Origin of the sequence: Streptomyces sp. NPDC002790, assembly GCF_040295505.1 — a bacterium.
Classification (GTDB): domain Bacteria; phylum Actinomycetota; class Actinomycetes; order Streptomycetales; family Streptomycetaceae; genus Streptomyces.
Genome location: NZ_JBEOVM010000007.1, coordinates 33,751 through 57,889, shown reverse-complemented (window position 1 = coordinate 57,889; position 24,139 = coordinate 33,751). Strand labels below are relative to the sequence as shown.

21 protein-coding genes and 1 pseudogene are annotated in these 24,139 nt (G+C 70.3%); 11 read left to right on the top strand and 11 right to left on the bottom strand.

The genetic code is table 11. The annotated features are described in order from the left end of the window. Nucleotides 1-13: 13 nt before the first annotated feature. A complete protein-coding gene (locus ABT004_RS06405; protein ID WP_351331843.1) occupies nt 14-991 on the bottom strand; it encodes a LacI family DNA-binding transcriptional regulator in 978 nt (325 codons plus the stop codon). 268 nt (nt 992-1,259) lie between these two features. Here ABT004_RS06405 and ABT004_RS06400 point away from each other — a divergent pair, with 268 nt between their 5' ends. The 3 genes from ABT004_RS06400 (at nt 1,260) to ABT004_RS06390 (ending at nt 4,843) form a co-directional block, all read left to right on the top strand. Continuing rightward, the gene (locus ABT004_RS06400) at nt 1,260-2,621 is read left to right on the top strand and encodes an NCS2 family permease (RefSeq protein WP_351331841.1); all 1,362 of its coding nucleotides are present in this window, start codon (nt 1,260-1,262) and stop codon (nt 2,619-2,621) included. A 50-nt stretch (nt 2,622-2,671) separates the two neighbouring features. Continuing rightward, nucleotides 2,672-4,390 (top strand): adenine deaminase C-terminal domain-containing protein, encoded by a 1,719-nt coding sequence (locus ABT004_RS06395; protein WP_351331839.1) that lies wholly within the window; start codon nt 2,672-2,674, stop codon nt 4,388-4,390. Nucleotides 4,391-4,531: 141 nt separating this feature from the next. Further along, complete coding sequence (locus tag ABT004_RS06390; protein ID WP_351331837.1) at nt 4,532-4,843, top strand: WhiB family transcriptional regulator; 312 nt, start codon at nt 4,532-4,534, stop codon at nt 4,841-4,843. 40 nt (nt 4,844-4,883) lie between these two features. Here the strand turns inward: ABT004_RS06390 and ABT004_RS06385 are convergent, their stop codons facing one another. The 5 genes from ABT004_RS06385 to ABT004_RS06365 form a co-directional block, all read right to left on the bottom strand. Next, nucleotides 4,884-6,230, bottom strand: a complete 1,347-nt coding sequence (locus tag ABT004_RS06385) for a DUF3100 domain-containing protein (protein ID WP_351331836.1) — start codon at nt 6,228-6,230, stop codon at nt 4,884-4,886. A gap of 4 nt (nt 6,231-6,234) precedes the next feature. Continuing rightward, nucleotides 6,235-7,452 carry a M20 family metallopeptidase gene (locus tag ABT004_RS06380; RefSeq protein ID WP_351331834.1) on the bottom strand — a complete coding sequence of 406 codons (1,218 nt, stop codon included), beginning with the start codon at nt 7,450-7,452 and terminating at the stop codon, nt 6,235-6,237. 10 nt (nt 7,453-7,462) lie between these two features. Then, the gene (locus ABT004_RS06375) at nt 7,463-9,019 is read right to left on the bottom strand and encodes an aldehyde dehydrogenase family protein (protein WP_351331833.1); all 1,557 of its coding nucleotides are present in this window, start codon (nt 9,017-9,019) and stop codon (nt 7,463-7,465) included. Between the two features lie 13 nt (nt 9,020-9,032). Next, a complete protein-coding gene (locus tag ABT004_RS06370; RefSeq protein WP_351331831.1) occupies nt 9,033-9,902 on the bottom strand; it encodes an NAD(P)-dependent oxidoreductase in 870 nt (289 codons plus the stop codon). A 74-nt stretch (nt 9,903-9,976) separates the two neighbouring features. Next, a complete protein-coding gene (locus ABT004_RS06365; protein WP_351331829.1) occupies nt 9,977-10,849 on the bottom strand; it encodes a MurR/RpiR family transcriptional regulator in 873 nt (290 codons plus the stop codon). Nucleotides 10,850-11,052: 203 nt separating this feature from the next. Here ABT004_RS06365 and ABT004_RS06360 point away from each other — a divergent pair, with 203 nt between their 5' ends. After that, nucleotides 11,053-12,099 carry an enoyl-CoA hydratase/isomerase family protein gene (locus tag ABT004_RS06360; RefSeq protein ID WP_351331828.1) on the top strand — a complete coding sequence of 349 codons (1,047 nt, stop codon included), beginning with the start codon at nt 11,053-11,055 and terminating at the stop codon, nt 12,097-12,099. Nucleotides 12,100-12,130: 31 nt separating this feature from the next. On the opposite strand, the gene ABT004_RS06355 is transcribed toward ABT004_RS06360, so the two are convergent. The 3 genes and pseudogenes from ABT004_RS06355 to ABT004_RS06345 form a co-directional block, all read right to left on the bottom strand. Further along, a complete protein-coding gene (locus ABT004_RS06355; protein WP_351331826.1) occupies nt 12,131-12,916 on the bottom strand; it encodes an SAM-dependent methyltransferase in 786 nt (261 codons plus the stop codon). Nucleotides 12,917-12,946: 30 nt separating this feature from the next. After that, nucleotides 12,947-14,489: pseudogene (locus ABT004_RS06350) on the bottom strand (purine-cytosine permease family protein). Nucleotides 14,490-14,518: 29 nt separating this feature from the next. Beyond that, a complete protein-coding gene (locus ABT004_RS06345) occupies nt 14,519-15,727 on the bottom strand; it encodes an ROK family transcriptional regulator (RefSeq protein WP_351331996.1) in 1,209 nt (402 codons plus the stop codon). 166 nt (nt 15,728-15,893) lie between these two features. Here ABT004_RS06345 and ABT004_RS06340 point away from each other — a divergent pair, with 166 nt between their 5' ends. From ABT004_RS06340 to ABT004_RS06315, 6 genes are all read left to right on the top strand, one after another. After that, nucleotides 15,894-16,838 (top strand): carbohydrate ABC transporter permease, encoded by a 945-nt coding sequence (locus ABT004_RS06340; RefSeq protein WP_351331824.1) that lies wholly within the window; start codon nt 15,894-15,896, stop codon nt 16,836-16,838. Nucleotides 16,839-16,862: 24 nt separating this feature from the next. Further along, nucleotides 16,863-17,783, top strand: coding sequence for a carbohydrate ABC transporter permease (locus ABT004_RS06335; RefSeq protein WP_351331822.1), 921 nt, complete (start codon nt 16,863-16,865; stop codon nt 17,781-17,783). A 10-nt stretch (nt 17,784-17,793) separates the two neighbouring features. Then, on the top strand, nt 17,794-19,134 hold the full coding sequence (locus tag ABT004_RS06330; RefSeq protein WP_351331820.1) for an ABC transporter substrate-binding protein: 1,341 nt from the start codon (nt 17,794-17,796) through the stop codon (nt 19,132-19,134). Between the two features lie 67 nt (nt 19,135-19,201). After that, entirely contained in the window at nt 19,202-20,404 is a 1,203-nt protein-coding gene (locus ABT004_RS06325; protein ID WP_351331818.1) for a Gfo/Idh/MocA family protein, read from the top strand. Between the two features lie 301 nt (nt 20,405-20,705). Further along, nucleotides 20,706-21,095 (top strand): hypothetical protein, encoded by a 390-nt coding sequence (locus ABT004_RS06320; RefSeq protein WP_351331816.1) that lies wholly within the window; start codon nt 20,706-20,708, stop codon nt 21,093-21,095. A 126-nt stretch (nt 21,096-21,221) separates the two neighbouring features. Next, entirely contained in the window at nt 21,222-21,725 is a 504-nt protein-coding gene (locus tag ABT004_RS06315; RefSeq protein WP_351331815.1) for a hypothetical protein, read from the top strand. A gap of 56 nt (nt 21,726-21,781) precedes the next feature. Here the strand turns inward: ABT004_RS06315 and ABT004_RS06310 are convergent, their stop codons facing one another. Beyond that, nucleotides 21,782-22,096, bottom strand: coding sequence for a hypothetical protein (locus ABT004_RS06310; RefSeq protein WP_351331813.1), 315 nt, complete (start codon nt 22,094-22,096; stop codon nt 21,782-21,784). A gap of 355 nt (nt 22,097-22,451) precedes the next feature. On the opposite strand from ABT004_RS06310, the gene ABT004_RS06305 reads away from it, so the two are divergent. Further along, the gene (locus ABT004_RS06305; RefSeq protein WP_351331811.1) at nt 22,452-23,345 is read left to right on the top strand and encodes an LmeA family phospholipid-binding protein; all 894 of its coding nucleotides are present in this window, start codon (nt 22,452-22,454) and stop codon (nt 23,343-23,345) included. Between the two features lie 86 nt (nt 23,346-23,431). Here the strand turns inward: ABT004_RS06305 and ABT004_RS06300 are convergent, their stop codons facing one another. After that, nucleotides 23,432-24,064, bottom strand: a complete 633-nt coding sequence (locus ABT004_RS06300; protein ID WP_351331809.1) for an Rv1733c family protein — start codon at nt 24,062-24,064, stop codon at nt 23,432-23,434. Nucleotides 24,065-24,139 lie beyond the last annotated feature (75 nt).

The following is a 24,139-nucleotide window of genomic DNA, read 5'->3' as shown; positions in this document are numbered from 1 at the left end:
CCACGCATACCCGTCAGGACACCCGCGGCGGCGCCGTCGACGCGCGGAGCACCGGCGCCGCGGGCACCCGGGACGTCACCGTGCGCCGCTGCCCGCCGACCAATTCGTGCAGACGGGTCACGGCGAGCGTGCCGACCTCCCGCAACGGCACGTCCAACGCGGTCACCGGCGGCGTCGTCGCCCCGAGCGTGCTCAGGTCGTCCGCCGCCGCCAGGCTGATGTCCTCGGGAACACGCCGCCCGGTCGAACCGAGCCCGTGCAGCAACCCCAACGCGAGATAGCTGTTGTACGCGAGGACGGCCGTGGCAGCGCCCGGCAGGGAGCGCGAGGCCTCGATGCCCGCGTCGAACGTGGGCGGCAGCGGGCCCAGCACATGCACGCGGGCGCCCGCATTCGAGGCCTGCGCGGTGAGGGCCGAGCGCCGCTGCTCGTCCGCCCAGGAGCCCGCGGGCCCGGACACGTAGGCGATCTCGCGGTGGCCGAGGTCAAGCAGGTGGCCGAGGAGTTCGGCCAGGCCCGCCGCGGTGTCCGCCACGACGGCGGGCAGCCGCCCCACCTGTCGGTCGACGAGCACCAGCGGGCGGCGCCGGAAGCGCTCGCGCAGCGCCGCGTCCGTGCCGACCGGAGTCACCATGATCAGCCCGTCGGCCTGCTCGGACAGCCGGTCGGCGAGGGCGGCCTCGCGCTCCGCGTCGTACTCGGACACGGCGATCAGCAGATGGCTCTCGGTGTCCTCCGCCGCCTGCTGCGCCCCGATGACCAGGGGAGCGAAGAAGGGGTTGGAGAGCGTCGGCACGATCAGGCCGATGAGCCCCGTGCGGCCCGTGGTCAGGGCGCGGGCCGCGGCGTTGAGCTGGAAACCGAGCCGGTCCGCGGCCTCCCGCACCCGCAGCCGGGTGCCTTCCGCGACCATGTCGGGGCGGTGCAACGCCCGCGAGGCGGTGGCCTTCGACACCCCCGCCGCGTGCGCCACATCCAAGAGCGTCGCCACTACTGCCCCCTGCTCGCCGTCCCAACCGGTGGTCCCGGCCGGTTGGTCCCGACCGAGGTGCCAGGACCGGTGTCCCGAGGTTTCACCCGGGCCGCTGTTCACTTTCCCTTTATGCCGTGTCATGATACCTGCAACCGGTCTCTGCAACCGGTTGCAGAGACCGGTTGCAGAGACCGTACCCAGCCGGGTGCCCGCACGCCCCGCGTATGCCTCGCGCCGACGTCGCCGCGGACCGCCCCTGCCCACCCCTCATCCCGCCGAGGTCCCCATGTCCACCACCGCTCCGCCCTCCGGCGAGCAGGCCGACGCCGCACCCGAGTCCGCGTCGCTCGTCGAGCGGCTCTTCCGCGTCCGTGGCCGCGGCAGCAGCCCCCGTACGGAACTCGTCGCCGGCGCCTCGATGTTCATGGCCGCCGCCTACGCCGTCGTCGTGGTCCCCGGCCAGCTGGCGGGCGCCGGCGTGCCGCACGGCGCCGCGACCACCGCCGTCATCATCGCCATCGCGCTCGCGACCCTGGCCATGGGCCTCGTCGCCAACCTCCCGTTCGTCGTCGCGCCCGGCCTCGGCGGGGTGGCGCTGATCGCCTTCACCATCGTCGGCCAGGACCACGTCCCCTGGGACACGGCGCTCGGCATGGTGTTCTGGTCCGGCGTGGCCTTCCTGGTACTGACCCTGTTGGGCATCCGTGACCTCGTCACGCGCCTGATGCCGATGAACCTCAAGTACGCCATCAGCGGCGGCCTCGGCCTCTACATCGCCCTCATCGGCTTCCGCGACGCCGACCTCGTCGTCGGCAACGCCGACAAGGCCGCACTCGCCGTCGGCGACCTGTCGAAGCCCGCCGGACTGCTCGCCCTGGGCGGCCTGCTGCTGCTCACCGCGCTCGCCTCGCGCAAGGTGCCCGGCGCCTTCCTCATCACCATCGCGGCCGTCACGATCGTCGGCATCCCGCTCGGTGTCACGGACGTCCCCTCCAGCCTCTTCGCCGCGCCCGCCTCGCCGGGACCGCTGCTCTTCCACATCGACATCCTCGGCGCGCTCAAGCCGGAGTACTTCCCGTACATCTTCGCCTTCTTCGTGTCCGAGTTCTTCTCCATGACCGGCACGCTCCTCGCCGTCTCGGGCCGCGCCGGGCTGCTCGACAAGGACGGCAACATCCCCGGCTCCCGGCGCCCCTTCCTCGTCGACTCGGTCTCCGTGATGGGTGGTTCGGCCGTCGGCGCCCCGTCGATGACGGCCTACCTGGAGTCGTCGGCCGCGGCCGACGCGGGCGGCAAGACCGGCCTCGCCTCCGTGTGGGCGGCCTGCGGCTTCGGCCTGCTGCTCCTCGTCACACCGTTCGCGACGCTGATCCCCTCGGCGGCCACGGCGCCCGTGCTGATGTACATCGGCCTGAACATGCTCGGGGCCCTCAAGAACGTCGACTTCAAGGACCCGACCAACGCGATCCCGGCGGCCCTCACCGTCGCGACCACGCTGTTCTTCGGCAACTTCGGTACCGGCATCGCGGTCGGGCTCGCGGCCCACGTCCTGGTCAAGACCGTCAGCGGCCGGGTCCGCGAGGTGCCCTGGCCGCTGTGGATCGTCATGGTCCCGTTGGGCTACTACTTCTACACACTCGTCCCGTGACGGCCTGCCCCACACCGAGTGACGCACCCCTTCCGAAGGAGCACGACCCCATGAGTGAGCAGCACGACCTCCGGATCAGCGGTGGGCGCGTGGTGTCCACCTTCACCGGCGAGGAGTTCGCCGCGGACGTCCTCGTACGAGGCGAGACGATCAGCGCGGTGCTGCCCCCCGGCACCCCGGCCGACGCCCGCGAGGAGATCGACGCGAGCGGCATGCTCGTCGTCCCCGGCTTCGTCGACGCGCACATGCACATCGAGAGCGCGTTCCTGACGCCGCAGGAATTCGCCGCGGTGACACTCGCACGCGGCACGACGACCGTGCTCGCCGACCCGCACGAGATCGTCAACGTCGCCGGGCGCGACGCCATGCGCTGGATGATCGACGCCGGCCGGGAGACCGCCCAGACCCAACTGTGGGGCGTCCCGTCGTGCGTGCCCGCCCTGGAGGGCCTGGAGCACGCCGGGGCCGCGTTGTCCGCCGACGACATCGCGGAGATGCTCCGCTGGCCCGGGGTGATCGCGCTCGGCGAGGTCATGGACTACCGGGCCGTGGTCGCGGGCGACCGCCGCATGCACGAGATCACCGCCGCCGCCCGCGCGCAGGACGTCATTTTGGACGGCCACTGCCCGAACCTGACCGGAGCCGAACTCAGCGCCTACCTCGCCACCGGCGTCGACTCGGACCACACCAAGAACCGCACCGAGGTGGTCCTGGAGAAGGCCCGCCTCGGCATGACGATGATGCTTCAGGAGAAGTGCCTCACCGAAGAGGCCGCCGATGCCCTCCTCGCCCTGCCGCAGCTCCCGCCGCTGTGCCTGGTCACCGACGACCTCGCCGCCGACCACATCGTCGACAAGGGCCACCTCGACCACATCGCACGGGTGGCCGTGGCCGCCGGATTCCCCGCACACGTCGTCCTGAAGGCGCTGACGTGGACGCCCGCTCAGCGCCTTCGCCTCCACGACCGCGGCGTCGTCTCGCCGGGCAAGCGCGCCGACCTGGTGCTGCTGCGCGGCGAACTCGCCGCGTTCGAGCCGGAGTTGGTGCTGTCCGGTGGCCACGTGGTGGGCCGGGGCGGCGTGCCCGCCCGCTCGGAGGAGGTCGGTGACGCCCCGGCCGTCACACCGCTCGGCAGTCGCATCGACGTCGAACCGCAGGACGCCGACACGTTCCGCTGGACCGTCGAACTGCCCGACGGGGTGCACACCTTCCGTGCCATGCGGGTCAACGAACGGGACACCTACACCGAGGAAGCCGAGGTCCAACTCCCGGTCCACGGGGGCGAGGTGCAGTGGGAGGGCCGCGCCACCCTCGTGCGCGTCCGCAACCGCTACGGGCGTCAGGGTGCGGTCTTCGCGCCCCTCCTCGGCCGCGAGCTGACCTCCGGCGCAGTGGCCTCGACGTACGCCCACGACAGCCACAACCTGCTGACCATCGGCACCTCCCGCGCCGCCATGGCCGCCGCCGCGGCGACCGTCGTCGCGGACGGGGGAGGCGTCGCCGTGGTCGCCGGGGCCGAGGGCGAGTCGATCGCGGCACGCATGCCGCTGCCCGTGGGTGGTGTGCTGTCGGCCCGCCCGGCCGGGGACGTCGCCGACCAGGCGGCCGCGGTGCGGGGCGCGTTGGAGAGCTGGGGCTGGCGCCACCTCAACCCGTTCATGAGTGTGTCGACCCTGACCCTCGCCGTGTCACCCGCCCTCAAGATCACCGACCGCTCGCTGGTCGACGTCGTGCGCCGTGAGGCCGTAGGGGCGACGACGGGTAACTGACCGCAACGACGCACCATTTGTCCGTTTCGAATCGTCAATTGACCATGTGTTCAGAGGGGGTGGGGTGCGCGGCCTGCACGTATGGCCTAAAGTGACGACTCGGCTACGCTGAGAGGCGACACGGAGAAGGGGGCGGCAGCAGTGCGCGAAGAGCAGCTTTCCAGGTGGGATCAGGCGGCCTGCCGGACAACGGACCCGGACGAGTTGTTCGTCGAGGGAGCCGCGCAGAGCAGCGCCAAGCGCATCTGCGGCGGATGCGTGATCAAGACCGAATGCCTGGCCCACGCGCTGGATCAGCGTATCCAGCACGGGGTCTGGGGCGGGATGACCGAGCGCGAGCGTCGCGCGCTGCTGCGTCGGCGGCCGACCGTCACCTCGTGGCGACAGCTGCTCGAGGCCGCCCGCGCCGAGCACGAGCGGCCTGTCCGAGCGGTGCATGCGGGGGTGTCGTGAGGGGCGTTGCCCGCCAGGGCCCGACCCAGAGCGACAGGCCCTAACCCCACGCTCCGAGCGTGAACTCGGCGATGACGACCGAGAGCAGGAACGACGCGGTGATGGCCACGAGCCCGACCGGGACGATCTTCCACCCGATGCGGCGCAGCAGCGGCAGATCCTTTCCGAGGGAGAGCCCCGCCAGCGTCAGCATGATCGTCGCGATGGACAGGAAGTCCACCGACGACACCAGGCGGTTCAGTGTGTCCGAGGCGAAGAACCACGGACTCGACACGTACGCGCCGACGGTGGTGATCCACACGATCGCCGAGACCTTCCGGCTGACCTTGGCCAGCACGATCCCGACCAGCACCAGGGCCAGCAGCACGGCGTAACCGCCGATGATGTCGAGGCCGAGGTGCCCCGCCGCGACGGAGGCGGTGCCGATGCCCAGCACCGTCAGCACACCGAGCGACAGCCACAGCGGGAGCTTGATCTCACCCGCCGCAGAGGCCACCTGCTCGCGGAAGGCGCGGTTCTCCGCCGCGCTCTGCTCCGTCTCGACCGGTTCGGTCCGTGCGGTCACTGCCGCCTCCGTACGCCCGCCACGCGTCAGAAAGCGGTAGAAGCGGTCGGCCAGCGGCAGCGCCAGATAGATGCCGACGTAGACACCGAGGATCGTCGTGATCAGGTTGGAGACCGCGGCCATCCCCAGGATGGCCTGCTCGTCGCCGGGATAGGCGGCCACGATACTGGCCGAGGACGCCGCCATCATCGACCCGGAACCGACACCGGCACCCATCGCCAGGGCCAGCGGGTCGAAGATGTTCCAGTTCGACACCAGCGAGGTCAGGAGCGTGATGAAGACCGCTCCGAACATCGTGCCGAACACGTACATGGCGAGGACACCGCGGTACTGATCGGAGTCGGGACCGTACTTCTCCGAGACCATCGCGAACGACGGCTCGCGGTCCAGCGAGAACGTGGCACCCACCGTCGCCTTGCCCATGCGCAGCAGCACGGCGAGCGGCAGCGCGATGGCGACCGTGCCGAGCAGATGCCCGATCTCCTGGAGCAGCAGCGCGGGACCGGCGTCGGCGAGCGTCGGCAGACTCGGACCGATGTTGAACGCCAGCCGCGCCACCAGGATCATCACGGCGACACCGACGAGCGCCGCCGCCACCTTCTGCAGGTCGATGCCGAGCGGCCGGAACTTCTGGATCGACACCAGCAGACCCAGCAACAGGCCCCACACCATGGGGAAGATGATGATGGAGCCGATGCCCAGGTCGATGTCGAGTTCACCGATGAACTGCACGACCAGCGCGATCACCAGGGCCAGCCCGGCGATGGGCAGCGTCTGACGGGTCCGCGTGCCGCGGTCGTTCGGCTTGACGAGGGTGGACATGTCGTCACCCGGCCCTTCTGATGTCACGGTGGAAGGCGGCCTCGACGAACCGGGCGCGCTGCTCCGGATCGCTCGCCGCGTCGACGACGGTCCAGGCGAGCGCGCGGGCCGCTTCGAGCATCAGCCCGTACGCCGCGTCGGTGTCGGCGACCGCGGTGAATCCGTGGGAGTGGATGGGCACTTCGGCCCCCGGGATGCTCAGCCAGGGGTGCAGACTCGGGATGACCTGGCTGACATTGCCCATGTCGGTCGACCCGCCGCCGAGCCGGCCGCCGGACGTGGTGTCACGCCCGAACGACTCCATCGCGGCCGTCCAGTACCCGGCCAACGCCTCGTCCTGCACGAGCGGTTCGTACAGTGGCTCGGTCGCCTCGATCGCCAGCTCGGTGCCGCTCGCGAGCGCCGCCCCTTCGAAGCAGCGCCGTACGCGGGCGAGGAGCGCCTCGTACTCGGGCAGCGTGAACGCGCGGCACTCGAAGTCGACGACGGCCCGCTCGGGGATGATGTTGGTGGCCACGCCCGCCTCCGACACGAACAGGGCCACCCGATGGTCGCCTGGGATCTGCTGGCGCAGCAGCCCGATGGCGACCTGGGCGAGGGTGGCACCGTCGGCCGCGTTCACACCCTGGTGGGGCGCGGCCGCGGCGTGCGCGGCACGTCCGGAGAACACGGCACGGTAGCGGCCGACCGCCTGCGCGGTGGTCCCCGCCGGGTTGTACGAGACACCGTCCTGCACCGGGTGCACCATCAGGGCCAGGCCCACACCGTCGAACGCGCCCGACTCCAGGAGCAGCGACTTGCCGCCGCCGTGCTCCTCGGCCGGGGTGCCGATGGCCTTGAGCGTGATGCCCAACTCGTCGGCGTACGGTGCCAGGGCGAGGGCCGCGGCGACCGACGCCCCGGCGATGAGATTGTGCCCGCAGGCGTGGCCGACCTCGGGCAGCGCGTCGTACTCGACACACAGCGCCACGGTCAGGTCGCCGCTGCCCGCCGTCGCCGTGAACGCGGTGGGCAGGCCACCGGTCCCGTGCTCGACCGTGAGCCCGCCCTCCGCGAGCAGAGCGGTGATCGCCGCGGCGGACTCGGTCTCCTCGAAGGAGAGCTCGGGCCGGGCGTGCAGGCCGCGGGCGAGCGACAGCACCCGGCTCTGCCAGTTGGTGACACCGGCCGAGGTGTCCTTTTTGAGTCGGTCGCCTTCGGCGACGGTGTGTGTCTGGCTCATCGAGGACTCCTCAGTAGCTCAGCGACGGGAACGGGGAACCGGCGGCACGCGTGGGGGTCCACACGGCTTTGGTCTGGGTGTACTCGTCCAGTACGCCGGGGCCGGAGGACCGGCCGTGCCCGGAGTCACCGAAGCCACCGAAGGGCACGGCCACGTGGATCGTCTTGTACGAGTTGATCCAGAAGGTACCTGCCTTCACCGCGCGAGCCACATGGTGGGCCCGCGCGACGTCCTGGGTCCACACCGCTCCGGCAAGGCCGAAGGTGGTGGCGTTGGCGCGCTCGATGGCCTCGGCCTCGGTGAAGAAGGAGTCGACGCCGACGACCGGACCGAACACCTCGGTGGTCTCCAGCACATTGGCGGGGCTGACCCCGTCCAGCACAGTGGGAAGCACCCAACGCCCCTCCGTCAGTGGCGAGTTGGTGACGTGGGTGGGAAGGCTCGCCGCCGTGGCCCGGTGGGCGCCGCCCGCGATGCCCGCCTCGACGAGCGAGGTGACCGTGGCGAACTGCGACTCCGTGATGATCGGGCCGACCTCGGTCCGCGGGTCGAGGGGATCGCCGACCCGCAGCCGGGCCGCTCGCTCCGCGACACGTGCCACGAACTCGGCGTGCACCGACCGCTCCACCAGCAGCCGCGAACCGGCCACACACGACTGCCCGGCCCCGGAGAAGATCGCGGACACGGCCCCGTCCGCCGCCCGGTCCAGATCGGCGTCGGCGAACACGATGTTGGCGCTCTTGCCGCCGAGCTCCAGGACCGTCGGGATGCCCGCGGACGCCGCCGCGACGGCCACCCGCCGCCCCGTGCCCACCGAGCCGATGAAGGACACCTTCCCCACACGCGCGTCGCTGGTGAGGGTGGCGCCGACCGTGGAACCCAGGCCGGTGGCGACGTTGAACACACCGTCCGGCAGACCGGCCTGGTGTGCCAGCTGCGCCAGGCGCACCGTGGAGGCGGGGGTGAACTCGCTGGGCTTGACGACGACGGCGTTGCCCGCGGCGAGCGGCGCCGCCGAGTTCCAACCCCCGGTGAACAGCGGCGCGTTCCACGGAGTGATCGCCACGACGACACCCCACGGGACCCGCTCGGTGTACGTGTGCCAGTTGCCGGGGACCGGGATGGTGTGTCCGAGCAGCTTGTCCGCCCAGCCCGCGTAGTAGCCGAACATCTCGGCGACCTTGGCGGCCTCGCCGCGGGTGTCGCGGATCGGCTTGCCGGTGGTCGCGGACTCCAGCGCGGCGAGTTCCTCGACGTGCTCGGCGACACTGCGGGAGACCTCACGCAGGATCGCCGCCCGCTCGAAGGGGTCGGTGGCGGCCCACACCTCGGCCCCGCGGGCCGCGCTCGTCAGGACGGCGTCGGCGCCCTCCGTACCGGCGTCGGCGTAATCGGCCACCCACTCGGAGGTGGCGGCGGATGTGAGGCGGACGGCTTCGCCGCGGCCGGGGACGACATGGCCGTCGACGAACGAGCCGAGTCCCTGCGGGAAGTGGGCGTCCAGGGCGGCGCGGGCGGTGGCGGCGCCGGAGGTGGCCGAGGCGATGGAGAAAGCGGTGCTGTTCATGGTGCGTCGGTCCTTAACGCGTGAGGGTCGGTGCGACGGTGCGGGCTATCTCGGAGAAGTCGGCGGCCGGGCCCAGTTCGGCCAGGGCCTCCTGCCACCGCTCGCTCGCGGCAGCCAGCAACTGGGGTGTCTCACCGCGCTGCTTGGCGGTCTCGACGGCCAGGGCGGCGTCGCGCGCCATCAGCCCGAGCGAGAACCCGGAGTCGTACGTGCCACTGAGCACCCAGTCCGGATACATCGCGGCCGACGCCTTGCTGGCACCGGACGCGCCACTGATGCCCGCAGCGGAGGCGGCCGGGTCGACGCCGTAGGACTTCGCGACGGCCAGTGCCTCGCCGACCGCCACCAGGTTGACCGCGGCAAGCATGTTGTTGAGCAGCTTGACCACGTTGCCCGAGCCGGGGCCGCCGAGGTGCCGGAACTGGCCGCCGGTGAGCGCGTCCAGGACGGGCCGCGCGGCATCGAGGGCGTCCGCCTCGGCGCCCACGAACGCGGTCAGCCGACCGGCCACGGCGCCGGTGCGGCCACCGGACACGGGCGCGTCGACGAAGGACACACCCTTCTGGGAGGCGAGCACCGCACACGCGGCCGAGATGTCGGGCTGCGACGTCGTGGTGTCGACGACGGCCACCGTGCCCGGCTGCGACAGCAGGACGGGCAGGCTCGCCTCGACGACCTGGGCCGACGGCAGCGACAGCACCACGTACGGCGTGCCGGCGAGCTGCTCGAGCGTGTCGACGGCGTCGACACCGGCATCCTGCGCGGTGGCCCGCGCCGCGGCGGAGGGATCGTACCCACGCACCTGCCAGCCGGCGGCGACCAGAGCGGTGGCCATGGCACCGCCCATCGACCCGAGGCCGACGACGGCGATGTGCTTACTCATCTGTGCTCCTTGCGGGCAAAAGGCGCGGAGCCCGTCGCCCGATGTGACGGTCGAGATGTCGGGATGCCGGGTTCTCAGTCGAGATAGATGTCCAGGTCCCGCCACAGCTGCTGGGTGCGGCGGATCGCGGCACGGCTGCGCTCGGGCCGAGCCTCCTGCATGCCGGCGAGCAGCCCGTAGACGACCGACGTGGCGGCGGTGACGGACTGGAAGAACGAGATGCCTTCGGAGGGCACGATCAGCAGGTGGTCGGCGATGGAGGTGGCGAGCCGCCCCCGGCGCATGTCGGTGATGGCGACGACGGTGGCCCCGGCCTCGTGAGCGGCCTCCGCGGCGGCGATGACCTGCTTCGTGGAGCGCCACATGTTGACGACCAGGAGCACATCGCCGGGGCCGACACTGTTCACGGCCGACGCCAGGTGCACACCGGCCCGGTTCTCCAGCGTGATCGGGTAGCCCATGGTGGAGCCGAGGTGTGCCATCACCGTGGCGGGACCCGAGAAGGATCCGACCCCGACGACGAGGATCGACCGGGCCTCGGCCAGCGCCGCGATGGCGGCCTCGGCCTCCGCGGCGGAATTGCTCTCGAGGGTCTGGCGCAGATTCTCCAGGTCGTGCGTCAGTGCGTCGTGCAGCGGGCTGCGGTGCTCGCCGTGCTCGGTGAGCGTGTCCTCGGTCGAGATCTGCACCAGGTAGCGCGCCCGCAGCTCCCGCTGCAGGTCGGGCCAGCCCTGGTAGCCCAGGGTCTGCGCGGCCCGGACGACCGTGGAGCTGTTCACGTCCGCGCGCTCGGCGATCTGCGCGATCTCGGCGTACGAGGCGAGCTGCGGGTTGCGCACGATGACATCGACGACGCGGGTCTGCGCCTTGGACAGGGGTACATCGGGCAGGGCATCGCCCAGCCAGTCGGCCTGGCCGGGGTTCTTGGGGGTGCGGGATGAAGGCACGGGCGTTGCTTTCTGAGAGAACGAGCAATCTGCAAGTGCGATTGCATAAAAGTACCTCGCAATTTCAATTGCGGGAACCCCTGTGTTCGGCCTGCCGCCGGCTCCGTCGCAGGTGGCTTCAGCACAGGTGACTTCGGCGCCAGTGACTTCGGCACAGGTGATAGAGATGGTCCTGCCGTGATCTTCACCGGAAGGAACCACCGTTGAGCTCCGACGCCGCCCCCGTGCTGCGGGCCGTCGAGGGACGCGCCGCGTACCTCACCCTGAACCGGCCCCCCGCCCTGAACTCCCTCACCCACGCCATGCTGCGAGCGACCGCAGAGGCACTCGACACCTGGGAGGGTGACCCCGCCGTCGGGACCGTCGTGCTCCAGGGGGCGGGGGAGCGGGGCCTGTGCGCGGGGGCCGACATCCGGCTCTTCCACGACGACGCGCGCAGCGGGGACCACCGTGCGGCGCAGGCCTTCCTGCGCGACGAATACCGGCTCAACTCCCGTATCGCGCACTACCCGAAGCCCTACGTCGCCGTCATGGACGGCATCGTCATGGGCGGCGGCGTCGGACTGTCCGCGCACGGCGGCATCCGGATCGTCACCGAGCGCTCGAAGGTCGCGATGCCTGAGGTCGGCATCGGCCTGGTCCCCGACGTCGGCGGCACGTACCTGTTCACGCGCGCGCCCGGACACCTCGGCACCCACCTCGCGCTCACCGGCATCGCAGTCGGCGCGGCCGACGCGATGCTGTGCGGTCTCGCCGACCACTACGTACCGTCCGAGGCGCTGCCCAAGCTGCTGCGCGAGCTGGCCGAGGCGGAACCGGACGAGGCCGTCGCCCGCCACACGCGGCAGGCGCCGCCCGGAATCCTCGCCGAGCAGCGCACATGGATCGACACGTGCTACGCCGCGGACACGGTCGAGGAGATCGTCGAGCGGCTCTTCGCCACCGGCGATGTCGCCGCCAAGGAAGCGGCGGACCTGATCCTCTCCCGGTCGCCCATGGCCGTGAAGGCGACACATGAGTCCCTGCGCCGTGCGGCCCGCCTCGACTCACTGGAGCAGGCCCTCGACCAGGAGTACCGGGTGATCTGCGCGGCCCTCGACACCCACGATCTGCCCGAGGGGATCCGCGCCCAGATCATCGACAAGGACCGCGACCCGAAGTGGTCCCCGGCGACACTGGCAGGGGTCGGGGACGCCGACGTGGAACGCTACTTCGCGCCGCTGGGGGAGCGGGAGCTGGGCCTCGGCTGACCGCCTGGAGGGTAGGCCACGCCCGTGTGCGTTACGGAACGCGGGCGACACCGACGTAGAAGCCGCTCAACTCCTCGGCGGGTGCGGGCCCTGACCTGTACCACCGGGTCGCCGTCACCAGTCCCGGCTCCACCAGTTCCAGCCCCTCGAAGAACGGCTCGACCTCGGACCGGGTGCGCATCCGCAGCGGAATCTCGCCCTTGCGGTACGTCGTGGTCACCGACTTCACCAGATGCGGATGCTCGTCGGCGGTGCCGTGCGACAGCACCAGGTAGCTGCCGGACGGCAGCGCGTCGACGAGCGTCCTGGTGAGGCCGTAGGGGTCCTCGTCGTCGCCGATGAAGTGCATCAGCGCGACCATCGACAGGGCGACGGGACGGGAGAAGTCCAGGAACGTACGCGCGTGGTCGAGGATCCGCTCGGGCCTGCGGACATCCGCCTGGATGTAGTCCGTGGCCCCCGCCGAGTGGCTCACCAGCAGGGCCTCCGCGTGCCGCAGCACGATCGGATCATTGTCCGCGTACGCGACCCGCGCCGACGGCACGATGCCCTGCACGATCTGGTGGAGGTTCGGCTCGGTCGGGATGCCCGTGCCGATGTCGAGGTATTGGTCGATGCCGTTGCCGGCCAGCCATGCGGCGGCGCGGTGCATGAACGCGCGGTTGCGCAGGGCGTTCTGCCGCGCCTCCGGCGGCAGCTTCTCCGCCACCGCCTGGTCGACGGGGTAGTGGTCCTTGCCGCCCAGCAGCCAGTCGTAGACGCGCGCCGGGTGCGGCCGGCTCGTGTCGATGCGGTGATCGGAGGACGGTACCGACATACGTGACTCCCGCGGGTAGGGGTTCGCGGATTATGTCACCGCCGGAACCTCCCCCGTGATCGGCGGCACCTCCGCCTCCGAGGCCCGCACCAGCCGCGGCCCGTCCGGCCCGTACACCGCGCGCGGTTCCGGGAAGGCGAACAGCAGGGCCAGGTAGACGACGGCGGCGAGGGCGAGGCCGACCGGGAGGGAGATGTCCGTGCCACCCGCGAGCGCGCCGAGCGGCCCGACGAACTGACCCGGGGAGATTCGTGAACAGCAGTGCCAGGCACGCCGAGACCAGCCAAGCCGTCAGACCACGCCAGTTCCAGCCGTGCGTGAACCAGTAACGCCCGCCCCGCTGACGCCGGTTGAAGACCTGGAGGGCCTCCGCGTCGTACCAGCCGCGCCGGGTCACGTAGCCGAGGGCCATGACGACCATCCATGGCGCGGTGCACGTGATGATGAGCGTGGCGAACGTCGAGATCGACTGGGCGAGGTTCAGGGCGAAGCGGCCGACGAAGATGAACGCGATCGACAGCGCACCGATGAAGACCGTCGCCTGCACCCGGCCGAAGCGGGGGAACACCGAGGAGAAGTCGAGGCCCGTGCCGTACAGCGCGGTCGTGCCCGTCGCCATGCCGCCGATCAGCGCGATGAGGCACAGCGGGAGGAAGTACCAGCCGGGGGAGATGGCCAGCAGCCCGCCCACGTAGTTGGGGGCCGCAGGATCCAGGTACTTCCCCGCCTTCGCGGCGATCACCGAAGCCGTGGCGAGGCCGAACAGGAACGGCAGCAGCGTCGCGAGCTGCGACAGGAACGCCGCGCCCATGACGCGCCCGCGCGGCGTGGCCGCCGGAATGTACCGCGACCAGTCACCGAGGAACGCGCCGAAGGACACCGGGTTGGACAGCACGATCAGCGCCGAACCGATGAACGACGGCCAGAACATCGGCGTCGACGTGGACGCGAACGCACCCGTGTACCCGGGGTCGAAGTCCCCCGCGAAGGCGAACACACCGAGCACGAACAGCGCCGACGCGGCAAGCACGGCGATCTTGTTCACGAACAGCATGAACCGGAACCCGTACACGCACACCGTCAGGACGAGCCCCGCGAACACCGCGTACGCGACCCCGTACGAGATGTCCGACTCGGGCAGCCCCGCCAGCCGGTGCGCCGCGCCGATCAGCGCGTCGCCGGACGACCACACGGAGATCGAGAAGAACGCGATCGCCGTGAGGAGTGACAGGAACGAGCCGACGACGCGGCCGTGCACGCCGAGGTGTGCCGACGAGGACACCGCGTTGTTCGTGCCGTTGGCCGGGCCGAACAAGGACATCGGCGCCAGCAGCAGCGCGCCCGCCACCAGACCCAGGACCGTCGCGGCGAGCCCTTGCCAGAAGGACAGGCCGAACAGGATGGGGAACGCGCCGAGCACACACGTGGCGAAGGTGTTGGCGCCACCGAAGGCGAGACGGAACAGGTCGAGGGGGCCTGCTGTGCGGTCCGCGTCGGGAATCCGCTCGACACCGTGGGTCTCAACTTCGGTGAGGCCGGGGGACGTTGGAGCCCCGGGTGTCGCGTCGACCATGCGTACCGCCTTTAGCGTCTTGCCGGACTTCATCGGGGAGACGGTATCCGTGACTGCGCGGCGGCCCGGGGCCCGGGTCCCGACTCGGCGGCCCCCAGGACCAGCACCTGAATCGCCAGTACGGCCCCACCGCGCGCCCAGTCGTGGAAATCGGAGACCTTGGTCTCCAGATTGACCGGATCGGCCCGCGGATGACGGTTCGCACGAATCGCCTCCTCGATCACGGGCGCCGCCACATCGACGAGACCGACCCCTTCCCCGGCGAGCAGGATCTTCTGCGGCATCGCGAAGTTCGCGATCTGCGCGACGAGCGTGCCGAGCGCGCGGGCCGCCTCGTCGACCACCCGGGCCGGGAGCGGCTCGCCCTCGACGGCGCGCGCGAGAATCTCCTCGTACGTGGCGTCCTCGCCGGTGGCGGCCCGCACCTGGCGGCGGATGCCGGGGATGGTGAGGAGGGAGACGGCGCTGCCGCGCGTGCCGTCGGCGGACAGCGGACCGGACGGATCGACGATCCAGAAGCGGCCAACCCCGAGCCCGTCCTCGGCGGTCTCCACCCGCCGACCCCCACTGACCAGCCCGTACCCGAGCCCCGCCCCGATCGTGAGCACGGCGAACCGGTCCAGGCCCCGTCCCGCCCCGAACCAGCTCTCGGCCTCGACGAGTGCGCTCACATCGTTGTCGACGACGGCCGGCAACCCGGTGCGCTCGCGTACGAGGCGCGCGAGCGGCACGTCCCGCCAGCCGAGGAACGCCGACTCGTCGACGACCGAACAATCCTGCGCCCGGCCGCCGAGCCCGATCCCGATCCCGCACAGCGAAGGAAACTCCCGGGCGAACGCGTCGGTCAACTCGCCGATGGCCGCGACGACTTGATCCGGATCCCGACTCGTGAGCGGCGTGTCCCGGCACGCCACGATGTCGCTCCTGAGCGTGGTGACGACGCCGTAGACCGTGTCCTCGGTGATCTTGAATCCGGCGAAGGCGCGGGACTCGGCCACGATGTCCAGCGGCAGGGACGGCCGGCCCTGCCGCGGCTCCGGGCGCTCCGGTCCCTCCGGCGCCTCGACCAGCAGCCCCGACTCGATCAGCGGTTTGGTCAGCCGGGTGAGACTGCCCGCCGACAGGGCGAGGCGCCGTGCGAGCTCACTGCGCGACAGTGGCCCACGCGTGAGCACTTCCAACGCCACGGCACGCTCGCCCGACGTGAGCGGCACCCAGGTGTCCGCCTTCGCGTTCATCGCCAACTCCCTGCCCTTTTCCTTCTGCTGCAAAAGGAATGACGTCACCATATGTGGCAGCAACCCCTTTCAGGTAGTCGCTGCACGCATCTTGACGGCTCAAAACTTCTGCCACGAAAGTAACAACGCCGAGGACGAGGCCGAACCCCAGACGAGGGAGCCACCGATGACCGTCGCTTCCAGCAGCCCGCCGAGACCCCTCCCGCTCGCCGACACCGCTCCGCGGGAGAAGAAGCGCAAACGCCCCCTCCGGGACGGCGCGATCGCCGCACTCTTCATCGCCCCGGCCATGCTCGGCTTCGCCGTCTTCCTGCTGTGGCCCACCCTGCGCGGCATCTGGCTGAGCTTCACCCGCTTCAACCTCCTCACACCACCGCAGTGGGTGGGACTGGCCAACTACGAGCGCATGGTCAACGACCCCATCTTCTGGGACTCATTGAAGGTCACCATCGAGTACGTCGTCATCAACATCGGCGTACAGACGGTGTCGGCGCTCGGCATCGCCGTCCTGCTGCACCGGCTCACCCAGTCCTCACTCCTGCGCGGCATCGTCCTCACGCCGTACCTGATGTCGAACGTCGTCGCCGGCATCGTCTGGCTGTGGATGCTCGACACCCAACTCGGCATCGGCAACGAGATCATCGCCGCCCTCGGCCTCGACCGCATCCCGTTCCTCGCCGACGAGACCTGGGCCATCCCCACCATCGCCCTCATCAACGTGTGGCGGCACGTCGGCTACACCGCGCTCCTGCTCTTCGCGGGACTCCAGGCGATACCCCACGACATGTACGAAGCGGCGCGCGTCGACGGTGCGAGCGAGTGGCGGATGTTCACCCGCATCACCATGCCGCTGCTGCGGCCCGTCCTCGCGGTCGTCCTCATCATGACGGTGATCGGCTCCTTCCAGGTCTTCGACACCGTCGCCGTGACCACGGCCGGCGGGCCCGCCAACGCCACCAACGTGCTGCAGTTCTACATCTACGGATCGGCGTTCGGCCGCTTCCAGTTCGGCTACGCCTCCGCGATGTCCGTGGCCCTCCTGGTCGTGCTCAGCGCGATCACCATCGTCCAGTACCGGATCACCCGCGCCGGACAGACCGACCTCGGCTGAAGAGCCGAAGAGAGGAGCACCGACATGGCCACCGCAACCGCACCCGCGCGCACCGTACGGCCCGCCCGGCGCCGCCCCTCCTTCGGGCGCGCCGTCGCCTGGACCGCGATGGGCGCGATCGTACTCATCACCCTGCTGCCGTTCTACTGGGTGCTGCGCACCGCGCTCTCCTCAAACCCGGGCGTCGCCGCGGACCCGACCTCCGCCCTCCCCGTGGACCCGACGGGCGGCGGCTTCGAGCGGGCGCTCGGCCTGCAGTCGACGAAGGAGGCCGTCGCCCAGGGCGGCGCGGGCGGCGGGCTCGACTTCTGGCGCTACCTGCTCAACTCGATCGGCGTCTCGACGCTGATCACCGTCTGTCAGATCCTGTTCTCCGCCATGGCCGCCTACGCGTTCGCACGCCTCAACTGGCGAGGCCGCAATACCGTGTTCGCGCTGTTCCTCGGCGGACTCATGGTGCCGACCGTCTTCACGCTGCTGCCCAACTTCGTCCTCGTGAAGGAACTCGGACTCATCGACTCCCTCCTCGGGATCGCGCTGCCCACGATGTTCATGACACCGTTCGCGGTCTTCTTCCTCCGTCAGTTCTTCATGAACATCCCGCGCGAGGTCGAGGAGGCCGCGCTCCTGGACGGCGCGGGCCGGATCCGGATCTTCTTCCGGGTGCTGCTGCCCATGGCGTCCACGCCCGTCATCACCCTTGCCGTCCTGACGTACATCACGTCCTGGAACGACTACTTCTGGCCGCTGATGGTGTCGTACAGCGACAGCTCCCGCGTCCTCACCGTCGCCCTCGCGATGTTCCGCGCGCAGACCCCGCAGTCCGGCTTCGACTGGTCGGGGCTCATGGCAGCGACCCTTATCGCTGCCCTCCCGATGCTGCTGCTCTTCGGAGTGTTCGCCCGCCGGATCGTCAGCTCCATCAGCTTCACCGGACTCAAGTAGGAGGCACCGGATGCGATTTCGTACGCTCGTCGCGCTGACCGGAGCGCTGGCGCTGTCGCTGACCGGGTGTGCGGGAAGCGACCCGGGAGCCCGCTCGTCGAGAACCGTCACGTACTGGCTGTGGGACGCCAACCAGTTGCCCGCCTACGAGGCCTGCGCCAAGGACTTCGAGAAGCAACACCGCGGCATGGACGTGAAGTTCACCCAGATCGGCTGGGGGGACTACTGGACCAAACTCACAGCGAGCTTCATCGCCGGCACCGAGCCGGACGTCTTCACCAACCACATCCAGAAGTTCGGCCAGTTCGCCGACCTGGAGGTACTCGAACCCCTCGACGACCTCGGCATCAAGGACACGGACTACCAGCCGGGCCTCGCCGCGAACTGGGTAGCCGAGGACGGCCACCGCTACGGCGCGCCGAAGGACTGGGACACCTTCTCGCTCTTCTACAACAAGAAGATGCTCGACGACGCCGACCTGTCGGCGAAGGGCCTCGACGCGCTGAACTGGAACCCCAAGGACGGCGGCACCTTCGAGAAGACCATCGCCCACCTCACCGTCGACACCAACGGCAAACGCGGCGACGAACCCGGCTTCGACAAGCACCACGTCAAGACGTATGGCCTCGCCACCAACGGGGGAGGGGACGGCGACGGCCAGACCCAGTGGAGCCCGTTCACCGGCTCGGCCGGCTGGTCCTACACGGACAAGAAACGCTGGGGCGAGAAGTACCGCTACGGCGACAAGACCTTCCAGTCCACCGTCGACTGGTACTTCGGCCTCGCGAAGAAGGGATACATGGCGCCCTTCACCGCCTGGAACGCCGGACTCAACCAGTCCAACGCCCAGTTCGCCGCGGGCCGCGCCGCCACCGCCTTCGACGGCGCCTGGATGCTCTCCACCTACGCCGGGTTCAAGGGCATCGGCTTCGGCACCGTCCGCAACCCCACAGGACCCACCGGCAAGCGCGCCACCATGATGAACGGCCTCGCCGACTCCGTCACCAAGGGCGCCCGCAACAAGGCGGGCGCCAAGAAGTGGGTCGCGTACCTCGCCTCCGACGCCTGCCAGCGGACGGTCGGCCGGTACGGGATCGTCTTCCCCGCGACACCGTCGGGGACCGATGCAGCGGTCGAGGCCTACAAGAAGAAGGGCATCGACACCTCGGCCTTCACCACCCCGGTCGACGACCGCGAGCACTACCGCACCTTCCCCTTCCCGATCACCAACTACGCCGCCGACGTGTACGCCCTCATGCACCCCGCCATGCAGGACGTCTTCGGCAACGGGGCGCCCGCGAGCCGCCTCGACGACACCAACGACCAGATCAACCTCCTGCTCGACCAGTGAGACCAGACAGACCAGTCGGACCAGTGAGACCTGTGACCACGCAGCACGTACCGAAAGGCATGCGCACATGACGTTCACCCTCGGCATCGTCGGCGCCGGACAGTTCGCCGGCGGCTTCGCCAAGCTGTTCCTCGCCCACCCCGGCGTCGACGCCGTCCACGTCACCGACCTGCTGCCGGAGCGGGCGGAGCAACTGGCCGCGAAAGAGGGCCTCGCCGGAACCTTCCCCTCGTACGAGGCGATGCTGGAGTCCCCCGACATCGACGCCGTCGCCGTCTTCACGCAGCGCTGGACGCACGGCCCACTCGTCCTGCAAGGCCTCGAAGCCGGCAAACACGTCTACTCCGCCGTCCCGATGGCCATCACCCGGGACGAGATCGCGGCGATCATCGACGCGGTCCGCCGCACCGGACTCACGTACATGATGGGCGAGACCAGCGAGTACAACCCGGCCACCGTGCACGCCCGCAACCAGATCGCCGACGGCGCCTTCGGTCGGCTCTTCTACGCGGAGGGCGACTACGTCCACGACATGGACCTCGGCTTCTACGAGGCGTACCAGTACAGCGGCGGCGAACGCTGGAAGGAGACCGCCAGCTATCCGCCGCTGCTCTACCCGACACACGCGGTCGGCGGAGTGCTCGGCGCGTGGCGGACCCACGCGGTCAGTGTGTCGGCGATCGGGGTGAAGGACGAGCGCGGCGACGGCGTCTTCGACACCGAGGTCAGCCAGTTCGACAACGACATCTCGAATGCCACCGCACTCTTCGAGGTCGCCGGTGGCGGCTCGTTCCGTACGAACGAGTTCCGGCGGGTCGGCTACCCCTCGCACATCAGGGAGTCACGCTTCCGGTTCTTCGGCACGGACGCCAGCATGGAGCAGCTCGCCACGGTCAGCTTCTGGCAGGACAAGAAGGGCGTGCAGGACATCACCGAACTCCTCGAACCGAAGCCGTCGCTCAGCCCGGACGACCCGTCGCTCGAGAAGATCGCGCCCGCCCTGCGCGCCGCGTTCACCTCGGGCTCGGCCCCCGTCCACGACCGATCCCGCCTGCCCAGCGTCTACGACGACATGCCCAACGGTCACGAGGGCAGCCACCACTTCCTGGTGGACGACTTCGTCACCGCGGTCAACACCCGCACCCTGCCGTCGGTAAACGCGTGGGTGGCAGCGCGCTACACGCTGCCGGGCATCGTCGCCCACGACTCGGCAGGCCAGGGCGGAACACGCCTCCAGATCCCCGACTTCGGGGACGCTCCGGGGGCCTGAGGGAGCCGCGAGCGGGGCCCGGAAGCCCGGCCTCGGCAAAGCAGCGGAAGAACGCCCGAGACAGCGATGCCTGTAGTGACGTTGATCAATGCAGGAAAATTTGCACGATGTGCCGCAGGCGCCGAACGCCTCGACGTGGGCATGATGGGGCTGGTGTGCCGGGGGAGGGGCGCAGGGCCGACCTTCGGCATGCGTGGAGTGGCAGCGAGGGGGTAGGCGCGCCGCCGGAGGCGCTGCGCGCAAGAGGGGCGCCTCGGCGGCTGAAGGGACGGTTATGGGGCAGGCTCGGGTTCGGTTCCCAGTGCGCTGGGAGGACGGAGGTGTCCTCGTCGTACAGGTCGTGGGCCGCTTCGACGCCGACGCCGCGGCGGAGCTGGGCGCGCTGATGGGACGCCTGGACGCGACGGGCCAGTCCGGCCTCGTGGTGGACTTCCAGGACGCCGAACACTGCGGAGCCGACGGGGCACAGCAGTTCGTCGCGGCAGGCCTGGACATGGTGGCGGGCGGCGGCGCGCTGGCCGTCGTGGCAGACGCCGCCGAGCAGGCCGTCCTGCACGCCGCGGGAGCGGACCGGCTTCCCCTCGGCGTGCACGACGACGTCGCATCAGCCCTCGAAGAAGTCTCGGGCCGCTCCGCCGACACCCTGGGTGACCGGGACGCGGACGCCGGATCGGGCTCCGCACTGCGCTAGGCACGCCGCCCCGACACCCGTGCGCACGCAGTGGACCGGAAACCGTGCAGGAGCGGCGTGAACTGGTCCTGACGAAGCCGGGGCCCGCCGGGCACCATGGTCCGGTGGTCGGACGGGAGGGCCGTCGTGTGCGCGAGGGTGCGTGACGTGGTGCGGGACGTGGTCGCCGAGGTGGCGCCGGACGAGGTCCTGCTGCTGGACCGACTCGCGCGCCTCGACGAGGGGAGCGTGACCCGCCTCTTCGAGCGCAGAGTTCAAGACATGGACACGGACCCGCACCTGGAACCGGACCGGGGCCCGCACGCGGATCGGCACACGGACCCACTCGAATGCGGTCACGTCGATGTCACCGCGCCGGTCACCCCGATCGTATGGCTCGCACTGGACGAGGCGGCCCGTCGCACCACCTGCCGGACCGACAAACGCCGCACGCCGCTCCTGCACCACCTGTTACGCCGCCGGCCCCAGCCCCCTCCCGCGATCCATCCCCTCACTGCGGCCCAACTGGACGCCGTACGGCACCTGGTACGCGACCACGTACGCTCGGCGCGACTCGGGGAGGACGCGGCGACAGCACTCGCCGACGCGGTGGCCTCCCGCCTGGCCCTGGAGCTGACGGACGCGGGCTGACGCCGACCGACGAGAGGGTCCTGGGGCGGGTCGGACCACCACGCACGGCGAAGGTGTCAGGACCGGGTGAGAGTGTAGGAGAGCTGGTAGTTGGCGCCGTCCTTGGTGAAGTTCAGGATGCCGCTGCCTTCCTCCGACAGGGTGTGCGACCCCAGGAAGTCGCTGCCGTCGCCCGGCAGTCCGTCGGCTTCGTGGAGCGTGATGGTGACGTCGCCGTCGAAGGCGTGGTACGCGTCGATGGCGTACTTCTGGCCCCCATTCATGCTCGGGAGCAGGATGTTCTCCCCGTTCACGGCGAGTTGAGGGTCGTCGTGGTGGAGCCAGTCCTCGGTCTCGACGCACTTGAGCGTCTTCAGGTGAAGGTTGGCCATGTTTCTGCTCCCCGTTCTTGCGGTCGAACTTCCGCCGGCCGGCGGGCCGTACCCCCGCAGGTAAGCATCGTGAACTGCGGGCCTTCCTGTCGAACGCGGGGTCGATACGCAATCTTCACGGGTGCGGCACGGGTCCCGGCGCCGCGACTTGGGTGGGGACGCGGCCCTGTGTTCGGATGAGGCGGTGATTGAGAACGCCCATCCCGAAGACTCCACACAGACCCCGGACACGCCCCCAGATGGCCAGGCCCCGACGGCTGACGACTCCGGCACCCCCTTGGACCGCAAGGCCCGCAGGGCTCGTCGACGTGCGGCGCGCAAGGTGCTGCGCTCTCCCGCTCGTACGACGGCGAAGGTGACGGCGACACTGGTCGTGGTGCTCGCGTTCCTCGCGCTGGGGGATCGCTGGGCGGTGCTCTACGCGGAGAACATGGCGGCCAAGAAGGTGCAGGAATCGCTGAAGTTGCACGCCGAACCCGAGGTGCACATCGACAGCTTCCCCTTCCTGGGCCACGTCGCCACGGGCACCATCGACCACGTGGAGGTCAACGTGCCCCACGTGCCCGCGGGCCCCGTCTCGGTCGCGCAGGTGAAGGGCTCGGTCGACGACATCCGCATCGTGGGCAGCCTCCCGTCCTCCGTCAAGGGCGCCGTCCTGAGCAAGGTCCGCGGCGACGTGTTCCTGGCCTTCGACGACCTCAACCGCGAAGTCGGCGCATCCCAGGTGACGTTGGCCCCCGGCAAGCAGAGCAACACGGTGCAGGCCAAGGGCGCTCTCCCGGTGGCCGGCAAGCAGGCTCAGATCCGGGGCCGCGCACACCTGGAGCGCACCGGGGACCGGGGCCTGGCGCTGTCCGTGGAGGACACCCGGATCGTGGTGCCGGGCCTCCTCACCTACACCCCGGGCCGGGGCGGCGGCCTGCAACTGGCCGCACCCACCGTCGACAAGATGGACCGCCGCGAGACCGAACAGGCCACAGGGCAGCCGCTCTTGCCGGGCCAACTGCTGAAGGGCGGCGCCCTGGACGCGCTGGCCGATCACCCCGCACTGCTCAAGCCCGCGGGCATCGACCCGTCACTCATCGAGGGTCTTCAGAAGCTCCAAGAGCCCAAGGTCGCCCAGAAGATGGAGTTCTCGGCCCAGCTGCCCAAGAACATGCCAGGCGACCTGCGCCTGCGCGACATCACCGTCACGCACGACGGCATCCGCGCCCAATTGTCCGGCAAGGACGTCCCCTTGGGCACCTGACACACGCCTGCACTGAGCGGTCCGCGAGCGGTCCGCGGGCGGCGGAGAGTAGTGCCCCCTGGGACAAAGGCCTCAGCGCATCGGCGTCAGGGGTGTGTGTTCCAGTGGGGTGCGGTGCGGGCCCAGGCGGTGTCCCATTGGGTGAGGTTGTGGCGGTTGATGAGTCGGCTGATGGTGGCGTGGGTCGCGAGGCCGGTGAGGGGGACGGCGAGGAAGGCGAGGAGTGCCCAGCCCATGGCGTGGTTGCGGACCTGGTCGGTGGTCAACGGGGGCCGGGTGATTTTGCCGTCGGTGTCCGTCCAGACCAGGACGGTGCGGCCGGCCGGCAGTCCTGGTGCCACGTCGGCTCTCCCGGTCCGTGTGTCGCCGTAGGGATCGACGTAGCGGACGGGGACCGTGTAGCGGGCTTCCTTCGCTTCGTCCGATCCGGGTTCGGGGTGGCGAGGTGTGTCGTGGGTGAGGGTGGCGGGGTGCTGGGTACGGGTGTGTGCTTCGTGCTCGGCGGTGGTGCGGTAATGGCGGTGGGCGCTGTCACCGGCCGCGAACATGGCGGCCGGTGCGGTGGTCAGTACGGCGAGGGCGAGAGTGAGTGTGACCCACGCCTGCAGCCGGTCGCTGGGCCGTCGCAGCGGGTTGCGCCGCCACCGCCACAGGGGGAGGTGGTGTGCCGGGTCGGGGTTGGTGGGTGGTGGCTGGGCGGAGGGGATCTCGCCGGCCATGGTGCCTCCTTCCGGGCGGCGGTAGCGGTGGTGGCGGGCGTCCGGGGTGTGTGGGGTGGTGTGGTGCGGGCCGGG

What these genes read in the sequence shown, in the direction of transcription:
- ABT004_RS06400 (WP_351331841.1), top strand. Translation starts at nt 1,260, where the DNA reads ATGTCCACCACCGCTCCGCCCTCCGGCGAGCAGGCCGACGCCGCACCC.
- ABT004_RS06395 (WP_351331839.1), top strand. Translation starts at nt 2,672, where the DNA reads ATGAGTGAGCAGCACGACCTCCGGATCAGCGGTGGGCGCGTGGTGTCC.
- ABT004_RS06385 (WP_351331836.1), bottom strand. Translation starts at nt 6,230, where the DNA reads ATGTCCACCCTCGTCAAGCCGAACGACCGCGGCACGCGGACCCGTCAG.
- ABT004_RS06380 (WP_351331834.1), bottom strand. Translation starts at nt 7,452, where the DNA reads ATGAGCCAGACACACACCGTCGCCGAAGGCGACCGACTCAAAAAGGAC.
- ABT004_RS06375 (WP_351331833.1), bottom strand. Translation starts at nt 9,019, where the DNA reads ATGAACAGCACCGCTTTCTCCATCGCCTCGGCCACCTCCGGCGCCGCC.
- ABT004_RS06370 (WP_351331831.1), bottom strand. Translation starts at nt 9,902, where the DNA reads ATGAGTAAGCACATCGCCGTCGTCGGCCTCGGGTCGATGGGCGGTGCC.
- ABT004_RS06355 (WP_351331826.1), bottom strand. Translation starts at nt 12,916, where the DNA reads ATGTCGGTACCGTCCTCCGATCACCGCATCGACACGAGCCGGCCGCAC.
- ABT004_RS06345 (WP_351331996.1), bottom strand. Translation starts at nt 15,727, where the DNA reads ATGAACGCGAAGGCGGACACCTGGGTGCCGCTCACGTCGGGCGAGCGT.
- ABT004_RS06340 (WP_351331824.1), top strand. Translation starts at nt 15,894, where the DNA reads ATGACCGTCGCTTCCAGCAGCCCGCCGAGACCCCTCCCGCTCGCCGAC.
- ABT004_RS06335 (WP_351331822.1), top strand. Translation starts at nt 16,863, where the DNA reads ATGGCCACCGCAACCGCACCCGCGCGCACCGTACGGCCCGCCCGGCGC.
- ABT004_RS06330 (WP_351331820.1), top strand. Translation starts at nt 17,794, where the DNA reads ATGCGATTTCGTACGCTCGTCGCGCTGACCGGAGCGCTGGCGCTGTCG.
- ABT004_RS06325 (WP_351331818.1), top strand. Translation starts at nt 19,202, where the DNA reads ATGACGTTCACCCTCGGCATCGTCGGCGCCGGACAGTTCGCCGGCGGC.
- ABT004_RS06310 (WP_351331813.1), bottom strand. Translation starts at nt 22,096, where the DNA reads ATGGCCAACCTTCACCTGAAGACGCTCAAGTGCGTCGAGACCGAGGAC.
- ABT004_RS06300 (WP_351331809.1), bottom strand. Translation starts at nt 24,064, where the DNA reads ATGGCCGGCGAGATCCCCTCCGCCCAGCCACCACCCACCAACCCCGAC.